This is a genomic window from Candidatus Leptovillus gracilis (assembly GCA_016716065.1).
Lineage (GTDB): Bacteria > Chloroflexota > Anaerolineae > Promineifilales > Promineifilaceae > Leptovillus > Leptovillus gracilis.
Genome location: JADJXA010000016.1, coordinates 40,950 through 58,786 on the forward strand (window position 1 = coordinate 40,950; position 17,837 = coordinate 58,786).

At 57.2% G+C, this 17,837-nt stretch carries 16 protein-coding genes and 1 pseudogene; 13 read left to right on the plus strand and 4 right to left on the minus strand.

Annotation, left to right across the window (positions count from 1 at the left end; genetic code table 11):
* Nucleotides 1-75 precede the first annotated feature (75 nt).
* From IPM39_24590 to IPM39_24610, 5 genes are all read left to right on the plus strand, one after another.
* On the plus strand, nucleotides 76-303 hold the full coding sequence (locus tag IPM39_24590; protein MBK8989203.1) for a hypothetical protein: 228 nt from the start codon (nucleotides 76-78) through the stop codon (nucleotides 301-303).
* The gene (locus IPM39_24595) at nucleotides 270-620 is read left to right on the plus strand and encodes a type II toxin-antitoxin system PemK/MazF family toxin (GenBank protein ID MBK8989204.1); all 351 of its coding nucleotides are present in this window, start codon (nucleotides 270-272) and stop codon (nucleotides 618-620) included. The genes IPM39_24590 and IPM39_24595 overlap by 34 nt, the downstream gene beginning before the upstream one ends.
* Nucleotides 621-642: 22 nt before the next feature.
* Nucleotides 643-4,032 carry a tetratricopeptide repeat protein gene (locus IPM39_24600; GenBank protein MBK8989205.1) on the plus strand — a complete coding sequence of 1,130 codons (3,390 nt, stop codon included), beginning with the start codon at nucleotides 643-645 and terminating at the stop codon, nucleotides 4,030-4,032.
* A 533-nt stretch (nucleotides 4,033-4,565) separates the two neighbouring features.
* Nucleotides 4,566-5,474 (plus strand): ABC transporter ATP-binding protein, encoded by a 909-nt coding sequence (locus IPM39_24605; protein ID MBK8989206.1) that lies wholly within the window; start codon nucleotides 4,566-4,568, stop codon nucleotides 5,472-5,474.
* Nucleotides 5,467-6,297, plus strand: a complete 831-nt coding sequence (locus tag IPM39_24610) for an ABC transporter permease subunit (protein MBK8989207.1) — start codon at nucleotides 5,467-5,469, stop codon at nucleotides 6,295-6,297. Before IPM39_24605 ends, IPM39_24610 begins: the two co-directional genes overlap by 8 nt.
* Nucleotides 6,298-6,501: 204 nt before the next feature.
* Here the strand turns inward: IPM39_24610 and IPM39_24615 are convergent, their stop codons facing one another.
* Nucleotides 6,502-8,481, minus strand: a complete 1,980-nt coding sequence (locus IPM39_24615; protein MBK8989208.1) for a DUF389 domain-containing protein — start codon at nucleotides 8,479-8,481, stop codon at nucleotides 6,502-6,504.
* Nucleotides 8,482-8,650: 169 nt separating this feature from the next.
* Between IPM39_24615 and IPM39_24620 the strand changes: the two are divergent.
* The 8 genes and pseudogenes from IPM39_24620 to IPM39_24655 all read left to right on the plus strand — a co-directional run bounded on the left by IPM39_24620 (nucleotide 8,651) and on the right by IPM39_24655 (nucleotide 16,144).
* Nucleotides 8,651-9,492, plus strand: a pseudogene (locus tag IPM39_24620) (1,4-dihydroxy-2-naphthoyl-CoA synthase).
* A gap of 131 nt (nucleotides 9,493-9,623) precedes the next feature.
* Nucleotides 9,624-9,869 (plus strand): hypothetical protein, encoded by a 246-nt coding sequence (locus tag IPM39_24625; GenBank protein MBK8989209.1) that lies wholly within the window; start codon nucleotides 9,624-9,626, stop codon nucleotides 9,867-9,869.
* A 17-nt stretch (nucleotides 9,870-9,886) separates the two neighbouring features.
* Entirely contained in the window at nucleotides 9,887-11,794 is a 1,908-nt protein-coding gene (locus IPM39_24630) for an MBL fold metallo-hydrolase (GenBank protein ID MBK8989210.1), read from the plus strand.
* Nucleotides 11,795-11,874: 80 nt separating this feature from the next.
* Nucleotides 11,875-12,549 carry a GAP family protein gene (locus IPM39_24635; protein MBK8989211.1) on the plus strand — a complete coding sequence of 225 codons (675 nt, stop codon included), beginning with the start codon at nucleotides 11,875-11,877 and terminating at the stop codon, nucleotides 12,547-12,549.
* Nucleotides 12,546-13,199 carry a hypothetical protein gene (locus IPM39_24640; GenBank protein ID MBK8989212.1) on the plus strand — a complete coding sequence of 218 codons (654 nt, stop codon included), beginning with the start codon at nucleotides 12,546-12,548 and terminating at the stop codon, nucleotides 13,197-13,199. The genes IPM39_24635 and IPM39_24640 overlap by 4 nt, the downstream gene beginning before the upstream one ends.
* 33 nt (nucleotides 13,200-13,232) lie before the next feature.
* Entirely contained in the window at nucleotides 13,233-13,601 is a 369-nt protein-coding gene (locus IPM39_24645) for a DUF1622 domain-containing protein (protein MBK8989213.1), read from the plus strand.
* A gap of 266 nt (nucleotides 13,602-13,867) precedes the next feature.
* A complete protein-coding gene (locus IPM39_24650; GenBank protein MBK8989214.1) occupies nucleotides 13,868-14,353 on the plus strand; it encodes a DUF1269 domain-containing protein in 486 nt (161 codons plus the stop codon).
* Nucleotides 14,354-14,458: 105 nt separating this feature from the next.
* Nucleotides 14,459-16,144: a SulP family inorganic anion transporter gene (locus tag IPM39_24655; GenBank protein MBK8989215.1), complete on the plus strand. Its 1,686-nt coding sequence runs from the start codon at nucleotides 14,459-14,461 to the stop codon at nucleotides 16,142-16,144.
* A gap of 95 nt (nucleotides 16,145-16,239) precedes the next feature.
* Here the strand turns inward: IPM39_24655 and IPM39_24660 are convergent, their stop codons facing one another.
* From IPM39_24660 to IPM39_24670, 3 genes are all read right to left on the minus strand, one after another.
* Nucleotides 16,240-16,581: a hypothetical protein gene (locus IPM39_24660; GenBank protein MBK8989216.1), complete on the minus strand. Its 342-nt coding sequence runs from the start codon at nucleotides 16,579-16,581 to the stop codon at nucleotides 16,240-16,242.
* Between the two features lie 2 nt (nucleotides 16,582-16,583).
* A complete protein-coding gene (sdhC, locus tag IPM39_24665) occupies nucleotides 16,584-16,934 on the minus strand; it encodes a succinate dehydrogenase, cytochrome b556 subunit (GenBank protein MBK8989217.1) in 351 nt (116 codons plus the stop codon).
* Nucleotides 16,935-17,052: 118 nt separating this feature from the next.
* Nucleotides 17,053-17,835, minus strand: coding sequence for a succinate dehydrogenase iron-sulfur subunit (locus IPM39_24670; GenBank protein MBK8989218.1), 783 nt, complete (start codon nucleotides 17,833-17,835; stop codon nucleotides 17,053-17,055).
* Between the last annotated feature and the right edge of the window lie 2 nt (nucleotides 17,836-17,837).

Below are 17,837 nucleotides of genomic sequence, written 5' to 3' on the forward strand. Positions count from 1 at the left end.
GCTATTCTCAATTCAGTATCAATTAGGGGTCATACCTGAAAATGGTATCTAATTTGCTAAAAAGGAGCGGGAACAATGCTTCAGGCAATTGAAGGAATGATTGACCAAGAAGGCAAGGTGCGTGTCCTAAGGAAGATCAACCTACCAAAATCACGTCGGGTGATTATTACCATACTCGATGAAGAGCCGTCAGAAGAAGTCTTTAATCTGGCTTTGCTCAGCGAATCGGCTCTAGCGCGGGATTGGGAACAACCGGAGGAGGATGAGGCATGGTCGCACTTAGCCCAGCTTCCATCGTTATAATTCCATTTCCCTTTTCAGACCTTTCTGGCACAAAACTTCGCCCCGCTCTGGTTTTAGCAGAAACTGGGCATGATGATTGGCTTCTGTGCCAGATTACGAGTAAAGCGTATATTGATCCGGTTGCTATTCGCTTGTCTCATGTTGATTTGGATAAAGGCGAGCTAAGCGCTGTCAGCTATGCTCGGCCTTTGAAGCTGTTTACTGCAAATGCAGGTTTGATAGTTAAGCGCGTAGCCTTGCTAAAAGATGACACCTTCCGCGATATTTTGACGGCTACGATTGAAGCCCTTCAGAAAAACTTACCTTCTACTTCATGACTACTCCTGAGGGGCCTCCCTGATGCTCAAGTTCCATCTGTTGGGACGCCCACAAATTAGCCTGGACGACCAGCCGGTAATGGGCTTTGCATCCGAGAAAGAACTTCTCCTGCTTTGTTACCTGCTTCTCAACCCTGGTGAACACAGCCGGCCGCAGCTCGCCGGGCTGTTGTGGGGGGAGATGAGCGAGGAACGGGCGCGGGCGAATCTGAGCACGGCCGTTTACAACCTGCGCCAACTCCTGCCCAACGCCATTGAGGCTACCCGCAAAACGGCCGTTCTCAACCCCGACCAACCCGTCTGGCTGGATACGGCCGTTCTCCAGCAAGCTCTCGACAAAAACGACGCCACCCTGGACGCCGCCGTCGCCCACTATCGCGGCCCCTTCCTCGATGGCCTCTACCCCCAGGACGCGCCCGAATTGGAAAGCTGGCTGCAACAAGAGCGGGAACGGTGGCGGCTGCTGGCCCTCACTGCTCTGGACCATCTGGCCCAACAGCACAGCCAGACCGGGGAGTGGGACAAAGCCATCGCCAGCCTGCGCCGCCTGCTGGCTATCGAGCCGTGGCGCGAACAATCCCACCGGGCGCTCATGCGGCTGCTGGCGCGCACCGATCAGTTCAACGCTGCCCTGAGGCAGTATGAAACCTGCCGTACCCTGCTGCAAGAAGAGTTGGGCGTAGAACCAATGGCCGAGACAACGGCCGTTTACCAAAGCATCCAGGCCGCCCGCCAACGCCCCCACCCGCACAACTTGCCCCCGCAGCCCACGCCGCTGGTTGGCCGCGCCGCCGAATTGGGGCAGCTTTTCACCTGGTTCAACGACCCGGCGCGGCGGCTGATTACCCTGGCTGGGCCGGGCGGCAGCGGTAAAACGCGGCTGGCCCTGGCCGCCGCCAGCGACCAGGCTTACGCTTTTCTTGATGGCGTCGTTTTTGCGCCGCTGGCGGAAGCGACCAATCGCGCCGGACTGGTGCAGGCCATCGCCGCGGCCCTGGGGCTGACCCTGGTCGTGGGCGCGGAGCAGGCGGAACTGCTGGCCTACCTGCGCGACAAGGAGATGCTCCTGCTGCTTGACAACGTAGAGCAGGCGCTAGAACCGGCCGCCGATCTGGTCGTAGCCTTGCTAGAAGACGCGCCCCGGCTGCACCTGCTGGTCACGTCACGGGAATATCTGCAACTGCGCTGGGAGACGCGCCTGCCGGTGGCGGGACTGCCCACGCCGCCCATTGCGGCAGTGGACGTGGCCGCTTTCGACGCGGTGCAGCTTTTTGTGCAGATGGGGCAGCGGGTGCGGCCTGATTTTACGTTGGCGGGAGAAGAAACGGCCGTAGCCGACCTCTGCCGTATGGTGGAAGGCGCGCCGCTGGCGCTGGAACTGGCCGCTTCCCTGCTGGACGCCGAAGCGCCGCCGCAACTGCTGGTGCAAATCCGGGGCAGTTTCGACCGGCTGGCGACGACGATGCGCGACGTGCCCACCCGCCATCGCAGTTTGCGGGCTGTGTTCGACCATTCCTGGGCGCTGCTGACGGCGGCGCAGCAGGCGGCTTTGCCCCGGCTGGCGTTGTTTCATGGTGGCTTTACGCCTCCGGCGGCGCTGGCTGTCGCCGCTGCGTCACCGGCGCTGCTGGCAAGTCTGGCGGCCAAAACGCTCATCCGCGCCACGGGAAACGGCCGTTATGCCCTGCACGAACTCATCCGCCAATACGCTCTGGAGCGGCTGGGTGATCAGCGCCAAGCTGCTGCCGACCACGCTGCCTATTTTACCGCCCAGCTAGAACAGGCCACAGGTGCTTTGCGCGGTCCGCAGCAAACGGCCGTTGCCCGCCAACTGCTGGCCGATTTAGCCAATATTGAAGTGGCCTGGCAGGAGGGAATTAGCGCCGGAAACACGGCGCTGCTGCTGGCGATGGCCCCCGGATTGGCCCGCTTTTATGAGGTAGCCGGATTATTCCAGGCGGGCGAGGCCGCATTTGGCGCGGCTCTGGATGGCCTCGCGGCGGCCAACCCGACGCTGAAACTTTATCTTGCGGCTTTTTTGTTGGAACGGCAGGAGTACGCGGCGGCGGCAACGGCCGTTGCCGCTGCATTTGCTGCTGGACTGCCAAGCCCTGCCCTGTTGGCCCAGGCGCATCTCATCAAGGCTGCCGTTTCTTTGCGCCAGGGAAATGCAGCCGCAGCCCAGGAGACTATTGCTCAGGCGCTGGTTGAAGCTGAAGCGGCCCAAAACCCCTGGCTTCAGGCGCAGGCGTGGCGTTTGCTGGGGCAGTTGGGTGAACGAACGGGCGATTATGATCAGGCGGAACAGGCGATCCGCCAGGCGTTGACCATCTATGAGGCAAGCGGCGACCCGCTGGGGCTGGCGCGAACTTACCAGGCATTGGGGTCTGTCTATTTTCGGCGCGGGGATTATGCAGCCGCCAAGGAACTTCTGGAAAAAGCGCTGGCGATGCAGCGGCAGGTGGACCCCACTGGCCTGAGCAGCGCCCGTGTGTTGGTGGCGCTGGGCACTGTCGCCAGCAATCTGGGGCAAGAAAAGCAGGGAGAGGCGTATTTTCAGGAATCCCTGGCTGTTTTTCAGCAGATGGGCGACCGTGCCAATGCGGCGCTGGCGGCCAATATGTTGGGGCGCGGGGCGGCCTGGGACTACGATTTTAGCCGGGCGCGAACTTATTACGCGCAGGCTTTGGCCTGGTATCAGGAGATTGGACAGCGCAAGGGAATCGCGGACACCCAGCGGTATCTGGCTGACCTGGCGCTGACCTTGGGGCAATATGAAGAGGCGGAACGGTGGTTGACGGCCGTTTTAGAGACCTACCGCGCCATTCAAGACAAACGCAGCGTTGGCACAACGTTGACCCGGCTGGCTCTCGTCTCTCACTATCGGGGCGACCGGCAAACAGCGGAACAACAGGCCGAAGCGGCGCTGGCTATCGCTGCCGAAATCGGTAATCCGCTGCTGCGGGCGTATGGGTTGACCAGTTTGGGTCATGCGCTGCGGGGACAGAAACAGTGGGAACGGGCAACGGCCGTTTACCATGACGCCATTATCATCTGGCAAGCGTTAGACATGACGGGGCTGTTGGCCGAAACACAGGCCGCTCTGTCCGCTGTCTACCATGCCGCCGGACGGCCGTCCGACGCCTGGCCCCTGCTGGAAGCGGCTCTGACGTATCTGGCCAACAATCCCCAACCCGATTGCGACGCGCCTGGCGAGATGTATTTGCATTGTGTGATACTGCTGCAAGCGAAAGGCGATAAACGCGCAGAGCAAGTGCTGGCCCACGGGATAGAGATGCTGCGCCAGCAGGCGGTCGGCATTACTGACGCCGCCGACAGGACTGTGTTTCTTGATGGGATTGAGTCTCACCGAGGCCTGTTTGCTTTGCCCATAATGACCCCCAAAAATTAAACTGCATACTCAGTTCAGGCATGGTTCATTTCAAGCGTGTCATGCTGAGAGCCTGTGCTGAGCGAAGCCGAAGCATCCTCCGAAGGATCCCGTTCCTCTGGCGGCAGCGGGATGCTTCGCTCCGAAGACTCCGCTCAGCATGACAATGCAGCGCGAATTTGTAAAAAAGATGTTTCGCTTGATGAACCATGCCCATAATCGCGTTTCATACACCACGCGAGAACGCGAAAAGAATTTCGCGGCTGCATCATTGGGATGACCGACCACTGAAAAGCCCTGGACTTACCGGTGGAGTTGTTGGTAAAAACGGCCGTTCTCGGCTATCTTTACTCCCAACAACAGCATCCTACCAGCCTGTCGGAGAACTCAGGATAGGTACACGGATTGAACGGATTCGACGGATTTTTACGGATACATCACCAGAAAATCGGTGTAAATCCGTTAAATCCGTGTCATCCGTGTATCCATTTCTACTTTTCCGACAACCTGCTAGAGGCGACAAACTCCTTGGCAGATGCAAAGCAGGGACGACAATTATGGACCATGTAATAGAAACCAGAGACCTGACCGTCTATTACAACCGACATCGTGGAATTATTGATGTCAATCTGACGGTCGAAAAAGGAGAAGTGTTTGGCTTCTTAGGGCCAAACGGCGCGGGCAAGACCACCACCCAACGGGTCTTGCTCGACGTGATTCGCCCCACTAAAGGGCAGGCATTCATCTTTGGCAAAGATTGCCAAAAAGAAGGCGTCGCCATCCGCCAACGGGTAGGCTATCTGCCCGGTGAGTTGAGCCTGTACGCCAACATGAAGGCGCAAGAATTTTTCGAGATGATAGATGCGCTGTGGGGCAACCAGGGTGATAAGGCGTATCGGGATTTATTATGTGAACGGCTTAATCTGGACGCCGACCGGAAAATCCGTGAATTCTCCCGGGGAAACAAGCAAAAAGTGGGTGTTGTGGCCGCTTTCATGCACAAGCCCGATTTGCTAATTCTCGATGAGCCGACCAGTGGGCTGGACCCATTGGTGCAGCAAAGTGTGTTGGAAATAGTGCGCGAGGCGAAAGCCGACGGCCGTACCGTCTTTTTCTCGTCTCACATTTTGCCGGAAGTACAAGCTGTCTGTGACCGCGTGGGCATTATCCGTGAAGGAGAATTGGTGGCAACGCAGCGCATCGAGGATTTGGTGCGGCAGCACTTCAAGCGGGTACGGCTCGATTTTGTCACAATGCCGCCGGCTGACGCCTTTGCTTTCGACGGGGTGACAGAAATTTCCCGCGACGAGCAGGGGGTGTCTTTGGAAATCAAGGCTAATTTAAATGCGGTCATGGCAACGGCCGTTACTTACCACATCACCAACATCAAAACCGAGTCTGTCTCCCTGGAAGACATCTTCCTGGCCTATTACAGCCGGCAAAATGGAGGCGACCATGTTTAGACTGTTACGACAAGAACTCTATTTTCGGCGTAATGCCATGATCGGCTGGGGACTGGCCCTCTGCTTTTTCCCCGTGGTGTACGTCGGTTTATACCCCTCCTTTGCCGAGCAGATGGTCAATTTTCAAGCAATGATGGACCTGGCTATCTATCAGGCGATGGGTATCAGCATGGGCAGCTTCGAGGATTATATGGCTTCCACCGTCACCAATTTGGTTCCGGTGATTATTTCCATTTATGCCGTTGTCAGCGGCACCGGAACCTTAGCCGGTGAAGAGGATGACGGCCGTTTAGAGATGATCATTACGTCCCCCCTACCCCGCTGGCAAATTATCGCCACCAAAGCAATCGCCACCGGCTTTGCCCTGCTGGTCATCCTGTCCACCGTTGGACTGGCAGCCGCCTTAACCCTGGCCAATATCTCCAGCCAGATAACCACCGAAGTGCTGCCGATGAATGTCTTTGCCAGTTTGCTGGCGGCCTGGCCCCTGACGATGGGCTTTGCCATGATCAGCCTCTTCCTCGGCGCATTCACGCCCAACCGTCGCGCCGCCTCGGCCATCGCCACCGCTGTCGTACTCATTAGCTACCTGGGCAACAATCTGACTGGCATGATCGAGTCGCTGGAAAATCTCAAATGGATTTTCTTGTTCCACTACTTTGATGCTTCGGCCAATGCACTGCTCAATGGGCAAGTGGGCAGCAATGTCGTTGCGCTCCTGCTGTTCAGTCTGGCGGCGTTTGGGCTGGCGGCGTTCTTTTTCCAGCGGCGCGATATTACCGTTGGCGTCTGGCCCTGGCAAAAAGGGAAGCTGCCCGCTTAGCGATCATCGAGAAATTACATGGCCCAGATTGGACCAATCTTCAACTGGCCTGGACGCGGATGACGTGGGCTTTTACCCTGCGCCCAGGACTGGCGAGTTCGGCGGTTCGATGGCGACGCGCAGCATGGGCACGATGCTCTCCACTCTTGCAAGATGACGCCGGGCATTTGCCGCGCTTTTAGCTCCCGAAGGACAAAACTTAATTCATTCAGCGCTTCCGTCGGCCGTCTCTGGATCAGGTGTGGGGGCCACGGTTGGCGTCGCCGCTGGTGGAACCAGCGGGTCCAGTTTTGTTACTTCAATCACTTCCATCGTCAAGCCAATTTTGTCAAGAATCCCTTCATTGGATAAGGTGGCGCCAATGTTTTCTTGCAAGCTTTCTACGGCAAAAAGTGGGATAGCGCTGGTAGAGCGCACCACCAACTCCATTTGCAGCGCGCCATTTTGAAAAGAAACGATCTGCAAATCCACCAATTCCGCGCCGACCACTTCTTGTACAAGTTGGTCTGTTACCTGGTAGATGCGCGCTTCTGCTTGCCGGCTTTTCAGCAGTTCAAACGTAAAAAAGGCCAACAAGGCCGTTACCAAAACCAGTGAGAACAAAGAGACCCGGAAGGCGCGCGTTTGAATGCGCTTGCGATCCTTGCGCGTGGTGGTTGGCCGGAACCCCAATACCAGAAACATAAATGAGGAAGCCGAAGCAATGGCCACAAAGTTGGTCATAAACAGCAACAACGCGCCCAACGGTAGACGGAAGGCGTCATTGGCTAACACGGCCGTCAGACTAAGCACTGGCATTTGGAAAAGGGAAACAACGGCGGCCATCAACGTTAAGCCCACAGCTGTCAGGGGCGGAACAAGCGCCGCGGCAATCGCCACTCCCGGCAGCGCCCCGGCAGCGTCGGAACGGCACAGGGCATAGGCGGCCGCCAGACCAGAAAATAAGGCGATGCCCAGATCAATCAGGCTGGGCTGGGTGCGCGCCAATATTTCGTTGGAAAGCGGCTGGTTAAAGGTGATTAATCCGGCTATCGCCCCCACCATAATCGTCAGAATGACGCCTTGCAGTACGGCCGTAATCGATCGCTTCAAGAACCGGGCGTCGCCTAACACGGTGGCCAGCCCCACGCCGATGATCGGGGACATGAGTGGGGCTACCAGCATGGCGCCAATCACCACCGCCGGGCTGTTTACCACAAGCCCCAGCGACGCAATCATGGCGGCTAGAGAGATGAGCATATAATAATCTACGTCTGGCCGGGCATTGCGGCGAATACGCACGTAGGCATCGGCACGGTCGGTTACGCTCAGGCGGGGGATGAGCATTTGCAGACGCCAGGAAAGGCGTTCGCCGAGATTGGCAAACAGACGACGTGGTTCGCGCGCGACAGCAACTGGGCGCTTGCTCATGCGCACCACTGCGCCGGGAATATCGCCAAAAAGCGCCTTGTCTATGGAACTCTCCCGGCTGGAACCGATGATAACCAGGTCATATCCGGTGGCAGCTTCCCGAACAATGGCTTCGGATACCGAGTCTGCCTGGACCAGTTTACTTTCGATACGGCCGTTGGCATCCACAAATTCTAACAACTGCCGCAAGCGCGCATAGCCCAGGGCTTCCGCGCCAGATACCTGGTGGACCGACGCCACATACAAGACAGTTATTTGTGTGTCTGGCGTAAGCGGCAGCAAGAAGGTAAGCGCATGGGCTGTGTTTGGACCACCGGCAGTGGGCACGAGGATTTTCTTGAGACCGGACTGTCTGGGGACGGCCGTTGTTCCCACCACTTCCTCGCGGTCGCCGCGCAAGGCAATGACCGCGCAAGGAACGCGGTTTAGATCGTATCGCATTTGGCTGTCGGCATGGGCCAGCAGTAAGTCAATTCCCGCTTTGCGCGTGAGATCTACCAGGGTTTGCGTGGCGTCTGGGCCGCTAACCAATAGGGCAGTCGTGTCACAATCTGGTGGACAAACGCCTTGCGCCGCTGTTAACGTGGATTGACAGGCCGCCACCGTTTCAGCATTTTCTCCGGCAGCCAGCGCCGCAACAATCAATTGCCCATTGTTGGCGCGGGCCAACGCCAGACCCAACTGCCAGGCGCGCCCCAATTCACCCGACGGATTCAGCAAAATCAGGACGCGCCATTTTTTTTCTTGAGGAAGGACACCTGAGAGAAGTTTCATGGAGCAGAAGTATAGCCGAGATTCCAGGCTGCCGGGAGTCTTTGTCCAGATGTTCCTTAGATTTAATCGAAAACAACTTTATGTCGCGCAAAAACAGGGATTACGGCCGTGCTGCGGAACAATCAGGCGAAAGATTTTGTGACGGCCGTTTTTTCGTTAAAATACCCTTATGAACAAACCAAACTGGATAACCGTCAAAGAATATCAAGACATCACCTATAAAAAGTCCGATGGCGTAGCGCGCATCGCCTTTAACCGGCCCAACGTGCGCAACGCCTTCCGCCCGAAAACGGTCGCCGAACTATTCGAGGCTTTTGTAGACGCCCGCGAAGACACCTCCATTGGCGTGGTGCTGTTTTCCGCCGAAGGTCCGTCTGGCAAAGATGGCGTTTACGCCTTTGCAGCGGTGGCGACCAGAACACGCGCGGCCAGCAAGGCTATGTGGACGACGATGGGATGCCCCGGCTGAACATCCTGGAAGTACAGCGGCTGATTCGCTTTATGCCCAAGGTGGTCATCGCTGTCGTCCCCGGTTGGGCGGTAGGCGGCGGCCACAGCCTGCACGTCGTCTGCGACCTGACCCTGGCCAGCCAGGAACACGCCATCTTCAAACAGACCGACGCCGACGTCACCAGCTTTGATGGGGGCTACGGTTCGGCTTATCTGGCAAAAATGGTGGGGCAAAAACGAGCGCGCGAGATATTCTTCCTCGGCCGCAATTACTCGGCGCAGGAAGCCTACGAGATGGGCATGGTCAACGCCGTTATCCCCCACGAGGAACTGGAAGAGACAGCCTACCAATGGGCGCAAGAAATCCTGGCCAAGTCACCCACCTCCATCAAAATGATCAAGTTCGCCATGAACCTGACGGACGATGGTCTGGTGGGGCAACAAATTTTTGCCGGAGAGGCCACCCGTCTGGCCTACATGACCGAAGAGGCCAAAGAGGGCCGCAACGCCTTTTTGGAAAAACGCAAACCAGATTTTAAAGACATCAAGTGGATTCCGTAGCGAATATGGATACTGTCAGGTCTCCGGTGGGGCTGAACGCTTACCCCTGAAATACTCCTATAATACTTCTTCTGGCACTTCATGATGCCGTCGTTATCCGGTATGATTCAAGCATGACAGGGAAGTTAACCATGCACGAAACGGCCGTTTACCGAATTTGTATCCAGGGGGCGCTAGATGAAACCTGGACCAGATGGTTGGGCGCCGATTTGCGTGTACAAGTCCATCACGACGACCCCGAATCAACCACCACCACCCTCACTGGCAAAATAAGCGACCAGGCGGCGCTGATAGGCTTGCTCAGCAGTCTGTACAACGTGAATTTACCGCTGTTAGCGGTTGAACGGCTGGAAGCGGCCGAGACAATGAGATCATAACAAAAAGGAAGGATTTTATGGCACAGCAAAAAGATGCAACCAGGTTTACCAAGTCAGTCAACGACGCCCTACTCAGTACACTGAACTGGGACGACGTTCGGGACTTTGAGGCGTCCGGTCGAGGCTTTATCGCCAGTCTGGATGACCCGGTGATTCGGGATGAAAACGGCCGTGCCGTCTGGGATCTCAACGCCTACCTCTTCCTCGAAGAAGAGACCGCTCCACCCAGCGTCAACCCCAGCCTGTGGCGGCAGTCCCGCCTGAATGCCAACGACCACGGCCTTTTCAAAGTCACCGACGGCGTCTACCAGATTCGCGGCTTCGACCTATCCGTCATGAGCATCATCGAAACCGACAGCGGTTATCTGGTGATAGACCCGCTGATTACACCGCGGACCGCCGAAGCGGGCATGGGACTGGTCTACCAACACCTCGGCCGCAAACCCATTGTCGCCGTCATCTACACCCACAGCCACATTGACCATTGGGGCGGCGTGAAAGGGGTGATATCCCAGGCTGATGTGCAGTCCGGCCAGGTGAAGGTGATTGCCCCGGACCATTTCATGGAATACGCCATCAGTGAAAACGTCATCGCCGGGAATGTGATGAGCCGCCGCGCCAGCTATATGTATGGCAACCTGCTGCCCAAAGACCCCAAGGGACAGGTGGGCGCCGGTCTGGGGCAAACCACCTCAGCCGATGTCCCCACGCTCATCGGGCCAACCGACACCGTTACCCACACCGGCCAAACAATGGTCATAGATGGCCTGGAAATCGAGTTCCAACTGACCCCCGGCACGGAAGCCCCGGCCGAAATGAATTTCCTCTTCCCCCAACACCGCGTCTTGTGCATGGCGGAAAATGTCTCGCATAACATGCACAATCTCTACACCTTGCGCGGGGCGCAGGTGCGCAACCCCAAAGTGTGGGCGCATTATATTGACGAGGCGATTGAGCTGTTTGACGGCCGTTACGACACCATCTTTTCCTCCCACCATTGGCCCACCTGGGGGGCGGAAGCCGGCGTCGAATACTTGAAGAAACAGCGCGACATGTACAAATATCTGCACGATGAAACCATGCGCCTGGCCAATCAGGGCTACACCCTGCTGGAAATCCCGGAAATCGTCGAAAGCCAACTTCCGGCCGACTTGTTCCACGCCTGGTACAACCGCGGCTACTACGGCACTGTCAGCCACAACGTCAAAGCGGTCTACCAGCATTATCTGGGCTTCTTCGATGGGAATCCGGCCACCCTCCAACCCCTGCCGCCGGAAGCGGCCGGCAAAAAATACGTCGAATTCATGGGCGGGGCGGACAACCTATTGGCGAAAGCGCGGGAATCGTTTGACAAAGGCGAGTACCGTTGGGTCGCCCAGGTGGTCAATCACCTCGTCTTTGCCGACCCGAACAACAAAGCGGCCCACGACCTGCAAGCCGACACTCTGGAACAATTGGGCTACCAGGCAGAGTCCGGCCCGTGGCGCAACTTCTACCTCAGCGCCGCCAAAGAGCTGCGCGATGGCGTGCTTGACCTGGCCGCACCCAAAACGGCCAGCCCCGACGTGATCAAGGCGATGTCGCTGGAGATGTTCTTCGACCTGCTGGCGGTGCGCCTCATCGGCCCCAAAGCGGCCGGGCGGGTGATCACCCTCAACGCTCACTTCACCGACATCCAGGCGCAGTATGTGCTGACGGTGGAGAACGGGGTATTGCACTACGCCAAAGATAAACAAGCCGCCCAGGCCGACGCCACCCTCATCACTACCCGCACCGCCCTGGATGAAATCCTTCTGGGAGAAGCGACGCTGGCTGAAAAGGCAGCCGCCGGCCAGGCCCGGGTCGAAGGCAGCCAGGAAAAGTTGATCGAGTTCCTGTCCCTGCTCGACAACTTTGAATTCTGGTTTAACATCGTCACACCGTAGGGAAGAAGGGGAGACAAGGAGACAAGGAGAACGGGAGACGAGGAGACGTTCTCCCGTTCTCACCAGCAAAAAGGAATCCTATGGGTGATGTACTGCTAGAACTTCTGCCGGTGATAATCGGCGCGGCCGTTGTGCCGTTGTATCCCATCATTGTGCTGCTTTTGCTGCAAAGCAAAGGTGGGCTGAACAAATCGTTGGCTTTTGTCTTTGGCGGCATAGCCATGCGCCTGGCGCAGGGTGTACTGTTTGGCCTGGTTCTAGGTGCGGCCATGTCCGCCAACGGCGAAGATGGGCAACAGTTGATAGCCTCGACGCTGCTGCTGGTGGTGGGCGTTCTGCTGCTGGTGACCGCCTTCAAGAAGTGGCGCAAAGAAGAAGACCCGGATGCGCCACCGCCGCAGTGGATGACCGGCATCACCAACCTGTCGGCGCTGAAGGCTGTCGGCGCGGGAGCGTTGTTTGTGACCATTGCTGTGAAGCAGTGGGTCTTTACCCTGTCGGCCATCAGCATCATCAGCGAGGCGGTGTTGAGCAGATCAACCGGTATTGGTCTCTATCTGTTCTACATCCTGACCACCCAACTATTGGTGCTGCCACCCATTCTGTTTTACGCCATTGCACCGGGGCGGGCAGCCAAACCACTGCAAGCAGCGCAGAGCTGGCTGGAACACAACAATCGTGTCATCGTCATGACGGTGTCGTTCATTTTTGGGCTGTGGTTCTCGTATAAGGGTATCACCGGGCTGCTTGGATGATAGCGGGTGCTGGAAAACGACGTCTGACAGCGCCACGGGCAACGGCCGTTGCTGGTATCCTCTTTGCCCTGTTATTTACAAGCAGCGTTGTCCTTGTGCGCACGGCCATGCCCGGCGATCTATCCGGCGGAATAGATTGGGTAGAGCAGGGCGAGAGACAAATCGCCACGGCATTGTCGCTCATGCCCTTCGCCGGCATTGCGTTTCTTTGGTTCATCGGCGTCATACGTGACCGGCTCAGCGAAGTTGAGGAGCACTTTTTCTCCACGGTGTTCTTAGGCAGCGGCCTGCTGTTTCTGGCGATGGTGTTTGTCTCTATGGCAATTGTCGGTGGCATTTTGTCTAGTGTCAACGCCAAAAGCGACGAGCTTCTCCAACCAGACATCATCATCTTTGGCCGCGCCATCATGCTGCAAATCAGCAACGTCTACGCCTTGCGCATGGCGGGCGTCTTGATGACTTCCCTCGGCACAGTCTGGCTGCGCGGCCATTTGATGCCGCGCTGGTTGGTCGTTGTGACCTACCTGTTGGCGCTGCTGCTGCTGTTGATCACGAGTCTGAGTGTGTGGGTAGCTCTCATTTTCCCCGGCTGGGTCTTGTTCATCAGTATTTTTATACTGGTTGTTGACCTGCGCAAACCAACCGGATAAACGACCTGTCAGAGGTTTTTTATGCTGCCTTCTATGATTTCCCAGAGCGAAGTAGGGGACACCTTCTTGTTGTGGGTGGAATATGCCACCCTATTTATTGAAGCCATCGCTGTACTCATCATTGTGGTCGCCATTGTGGTGGCGCTAACGCGCTATCTGCTGCGCTACGCCAGCCAACAAACTGGCAGAGGGGAACTTTATCATGAACTCAAGGTCAGTCTGGGCAAAGCGCTTCTGCTTGGTCTGGAGGTCTTGGTGGCGGCCGACATCATTCACACCGTCGCCCTGGAAGCAACGCTGGAAAGCGTTCTGGTATTAGGGCTGCTGGTGATAATTCGTACTTTCCTAAGCTGGGCGCTGCTGGTTGAAATTGAAGGGCGCTGGCCCTGGCAGCCTACTTAACTAATTTCGGCATGGTTCATTTAAAGCTAATAGTGCTTTACAAATTTAACAAGAAGAGGTGTCATGCTGAGGTCCCCCGAAGCATCCCCCCTCTGACGGGAGCGGGATGCTTCGCTCCGAAGACTCCGCTCAGCATGACAATGCCGCGTAAATTTGTAAAGATGATATTTTGCTCGATGAACCATGCCCTAATTTCGTTTGCAACAACCCGACCTGCAAAGTGGGTTGAATTTTATCTACCAAATAAGAACAAGGAGACTATTCGTATGGCAGCATTAACCGTGTGGAAATTTGATACCGTTATGGGCGCGCAAGAAGCGCTGGACAAACTGGTTGAATTATCCAAGCAGCATCTGATTCAGATCAACGATGCGGCGATTGTTTCATGGTCGGCGGGCGCGAAAAAGCCCAAGACCCATAATTATGGCAGTATGACTGGTCAGGGCGCTGTTTCTGGCGCGTTCTGGGGCATGTTGTTCGGTTTGATTTTCTTCGTGCCCTTCTTTGGCATGGCCGTAGGCGCAGCCATGGGAGCGCTGTCTGGCAAGTTCGCGGACTATGGCATCAATGATCAATTCATCAAAGAAGTGCGCGACCAGGTGACGGAGGGCACGTCGGCGCTCTTTTTACTCACCAGCGGCGCAGTCCAAGACCGTGTGGCGGAGGCATTCCAGGGTGTTTCAGCTGCGTTGATTCAATCCAACCTGAGCAACGAGCAAGAAGCCCAGTTGATGGAAGATTTTGGCGGGTAATGTGTTTGAAAGGCTCCGGCGCTTTTCAAGCGCCGGAGCTTCTGTTGGCAATAGACCGCGAAGGTTTGGGCCTGCTAAAACGCTGCCTCTCATGAGGTCGGGCACATTGGAGGACATGGTTTTGTGAAACGACAGTTCATCAACCGCCACACCATCACCGAAGACCTGACGGCCGGGCTGGTTCTGGGCATTCAAAGCATCCCAGACGGTCTGGCGAACGGTCTGCTGGCGCTGATTAACCCTATTTATGGGCTGTATGGCTACATGATGGGCACATTTAGCGGCGCGTTTTTCACCAGTTCCGCATTCATGTCCATTCAGGCCACCAGCGCCATGGCCCTGGTGGTGGCCAGCGTACCGCAAGTGACTGAGGGGCGCAGCCCCAACGCCCCTTTATTCACCCTGGCGATTCTGACCGGGCTGCTGATGCTGTTGGCCGGGTTGTTCAAACTTGGCTCACTGGTGCGGTTTGTACCCAATGCGGTGATGACTGGCTTTGTCAATGCCGTGGCTTTACTCATCATTTTGGGGCAGTTGGACGACTTCACCGGTTACAGCAGTGTGGGGGCCAACCGCATTGTCCGCACGCTGGACCTCTTGGGCCATCTGGACCAGGCTCATTTGCCGACGTTGATGGTGGGCATCCTGACCATCATTCTGATTTTGACGCTGGAGAAGACCAGTTTGAAGTCGTTGGGCATGGTGGTGGCGATGATTGTGGCTTCGTTGGTGGTGCCGCTGGTGGGCGCGGATGAGGTGGCCCTGGTACGGGATGTGGCCGATATACCGGGGTCGCTACCCCGGCCGTTGCTGCCATCCTTAACGGCCGTTCCCGGCCTGATCATCCCGGCCATCTCGCTGGCCTTTGTCGGGCTGATGCAGGGAACCGGCATCACCCAATCCATCCCCAACCCAGACGGCCGTTACCCAGACGCTTCGGGTGATTTTGTCGGGCAGGGGGTGGCAAATCTGGTGTCGGGGCTGTTTCAGGGCACGGCCGTTGGCGGTTCCCTGTCGGCCACATCCCTGGTAATGAGCGCCGGAGCGCGCTCCCGCTTTGCCAACATTTCCGCCGGGTTGGTGATGGCCCTGGCTATTTTGCTCTTTGGCCGATTTGTGGGCGCCATTGCTATGCCGGTCCTGGCCGGGCTGCTCATTGTGGTCGGCTTCCGCACCCTGAAACCAGAGCAGATCGGCATGGTCTGGAAGACGGGTCCGGTGCAGCAAACCGTCATGGCCCTGACCTTCTTGGCCGCGCTGTTCATTCCGCTGCAATACGCCGTCTTGCTGGGCGTGTCCCTGGCCGTGCTGTTGTTCGTCTTCCAGCAGTCTAACAAAGTGACGGTGAAAGCATGGGCGATTGGGCCAGGGCAATATCCGGTGGAGAGCGAGCCGCCAACGGCAGTTCCCGCCCAACAACTCACTATCCTCATGCCCTACGGCAGCCTGTTTTACGCCGCCGCGCCGGTATTTAACGAACAACTGCCGAAAGTGACCGAAGCCACACGCCATGCCGTCGTCATTTTGGCGCTGCGCGGCAAAAAGGACGTGGGCAGCACCTTCCTGAAAGTGCTGGTTCGTTACGCCGATGAACTGCGGCGGCAGGAGAGCCGATTGATGCTGACCGGCGTGGAACCATATGTGTTGGAGCAGATGGAACGGACCAGCGTCCTGCGCACCATTGGCCGCGAGAACGTTTTTCCGGCGTCTGAAGGGGTGGGGGCAGCGCTGCTGCAGGCGGTGGATGTGGCTGAGGCCTGGATCGCCGCCCAACCATCGCCTGATGTATAAAACAATTTGACCCATCTACCGCTGGCCGAGCCAGGCGGCGCGATTCGTGTATAGGCCGATGGGCGCGGGCTGAATCCCCTACTGTGTGCAGATGTTCAGTTGACCGCCAGGGCGGCTGTGGGACTGAACGCCAGGATGGTGATGGTCCCGTACACAAAGGCGATGACACCCAGCACAACGGCCGCGCCTGCCAGGGCGCGCTTGTATGGGGTAATGCGCTCCACATCCATCAGCACGGCATACGCGCCGGTGAGGGCATGGATTAACACGGCAAACAGGAAGAGAATGTCTATGACTTTCCAGACTGGATTCTCCAGCCGTACCATCACCCGGTTAAAATCCAGATGACCGGGCGGATAGTGGACCACAACCATGTGCAGGGTTAAAAAGAGGACGAGGGCAACGGCCGTTAGCCGCTGCATCACAAACACGCGCATAATCAATGACCCTCCAGGGCGAAGAGCAGCAACGGCACGCCGCCGACAATTGAAACCAGGATGAACAGCACAAACATAGCGTAAAACATGCTCTGGCGATATTCCGTCACATTAAACCAGTGGACGATGAGCAGCCGGATGCCATCAAATCCGTGATAGATAACAGCAATCAGTAAGGCAATCTCCAACAAGCGAAAAATCGGCGACTGCACCGTCGCCATCCGTGCATCAAATGCCGCCGCCCCGCCGGTAGCCGAGCCAATCACCCAAATGTGCATAAACAAATAAAACACCAGCGCCATCCCAGACACCCGCCGGAACAGAAAACTGATGAAACCGGTTGTCTTATACATAACCCACTCCTATCAGCGAGAGCGAGAACACCCTCTCGCTCTCGCTCTCGCTCTCGCTCTCGCTCTCGCTCTCGCTCTCGCTCTCGCTCTCGCTCTCGCTCTAGCCCTACACGCTATCTTACAAACTTTTCTGCCGTTCGACGCGGGCCGCTTCAAAGGCGAGGCGCTTCTGCGCCAGCTTGCGCATTGTCTCAATCGCCTGCGTCGGGTTCAGCCCTTTGGGGCAGGCATCTATGCAGTTGAAGATGGTGTGGCAGCGGAAAACGCCGTCATCACCGCCAACAATCGCCAGCCGCTCGGCCGGGGCGCTGTCGCGCGGGTCCATCACCCGCAGGAACGCCTTCAGCAGCGCGTGCGGGCCGATGTACTTTTTGTTCATCGCCACTACCTGGCAGGCGGAATAACACGCGCCGCACATGATGCAGGTTTCGGCCGATTGCAGCGCCGCCACTTCTTCCGGCGAAACGTGGAACTCGCCGTCTATTGGCTGGCTGTCGTCGTAGCTGGGCGGGGGGATGAGCCACGGCTTCACCCGCAGGTATTGTTCCCAGAACGAGGTGCGGTCCACCACCAAATCTTTGATGATGGGCAGATAGGGTAACGGCCGTATCGTCACCCGCCCCTTCCGGTCCAAAAACGCCTCTACCCGCCGGTTACACACCAGCGTATTCACGCCATTCACGCTCATCGCGCAGCTGCCGCAAATCGCGTGGCGACAGGAACGGCGAAACGTCAGGCTGCCATCCAGATCGCTCTTGATGTTTTCCAATGCATCCAGCAGCGTCGTGTCGGCGGTGATGGCAATCTCATACTCCGCCAGATATGGCTTGCGGTCCACGTCCGGGTTAAACCGCTGCACCCGGATTACCGCCTTCTTCGCTTGGCTATTTTGTATCGTCATAC

Bases quoted from the DNA above. Each gene is read 5' to 3' on its own strand.
- IPM39_24650 (MBK8989214.1), top strand. From the start codon at position 13,868: ATGGCAGCATTAACCGTGTGGAAATTTGATACCGTTATGGGCGCGCAA.
- IPM39_24610 (MBK8989207.1), top strand. From the start codon at position 5,467: ATGTTTAGACTGTTACGACAAGAACTCTATTTTCGGCGTAATGCCATG.
- IPM39_24600 (MBK8989205.1), top strand. From the start codon at position 643: ATGCTCAAGTTCCATCTGTTGGGACGCCCACAAATTAGCCTGGACGAC.
- IPM39_24615 (MBK8989208.1), bottom strand. From the start codon at position 8,481: ATGAAACTTCTCTCAGGTGTCCTTCCTCAAGAAAAAAAATGGCGCGTC.
- IPM39_24625 (MBK8989209.1), top strand. From the start codon at position 9,624: ATGCACGAAACGGCCGTTTACCGAATTTGTATCCAGGGGGCGCTAGAT.
- IPM39_24630 (MBK8989210.1), top strand. From the start codon at position 9,887: ATGGCACAGCAAAAAGATGCAACCAGGTTTACCAAGTCAGTCAACGAC.
- sdhC (MBK8989217.1), bottom strand. From the start codon at position 16,934: ATGTATAAGACAACCGGTTTCATCAGTTTTCTGTTCCGGCGGGTGTCT.
- IPM39_24645 (MBK8989213.1), top strand. From the start codon at position 13,233: ATGATTTCCCAGAGCGAAGTAGGGGACACCTTCTTGTTGTGGGTGGAA.
- IPM39_24660 (MBK8989216.1), bottom strand. From the start codon at position 16,581: ATGCGCGTGTTTGTGATGCAGCGGCTAACGGCCGTTGCCCTCGTCCTC.
- IPM39_24595 (MBK8989204.1), top strand. From the start codon at position 270: ATGGTCGCACTTAGCCCAGCTTCCATCGTTATAATTCCATTTCCCTTT.
- IPM39_24640 (MBK8989212.1), top strand. From the start codon at position 12,546: ATGATAGCGGGTGCTGGAAAACGACGTCTGACAGCGCCACGGGCAACG.
- IPM39_24590 (MBK8989203.1), top strand. From the start codon at position 76: ATGCTTCAGGCAATTGAAGGAATGATTGACCAAGAAGGCAAGGTGCGT.
- IPM39_24670 (MBK8989218.1), bottom strand. From the start codon at position 17,835: ATGACGATACAAAATAGCCAAGCGAAGAAGGCGGTAATCCGGGTGCAG.
- IPM39_24635 (MBK8989211.1), top strand. From the start codon at position 11,875: ATGGGTGATGTACTGCTAGAACTTCTGCCGGTGATAATCGGCGCGGCC.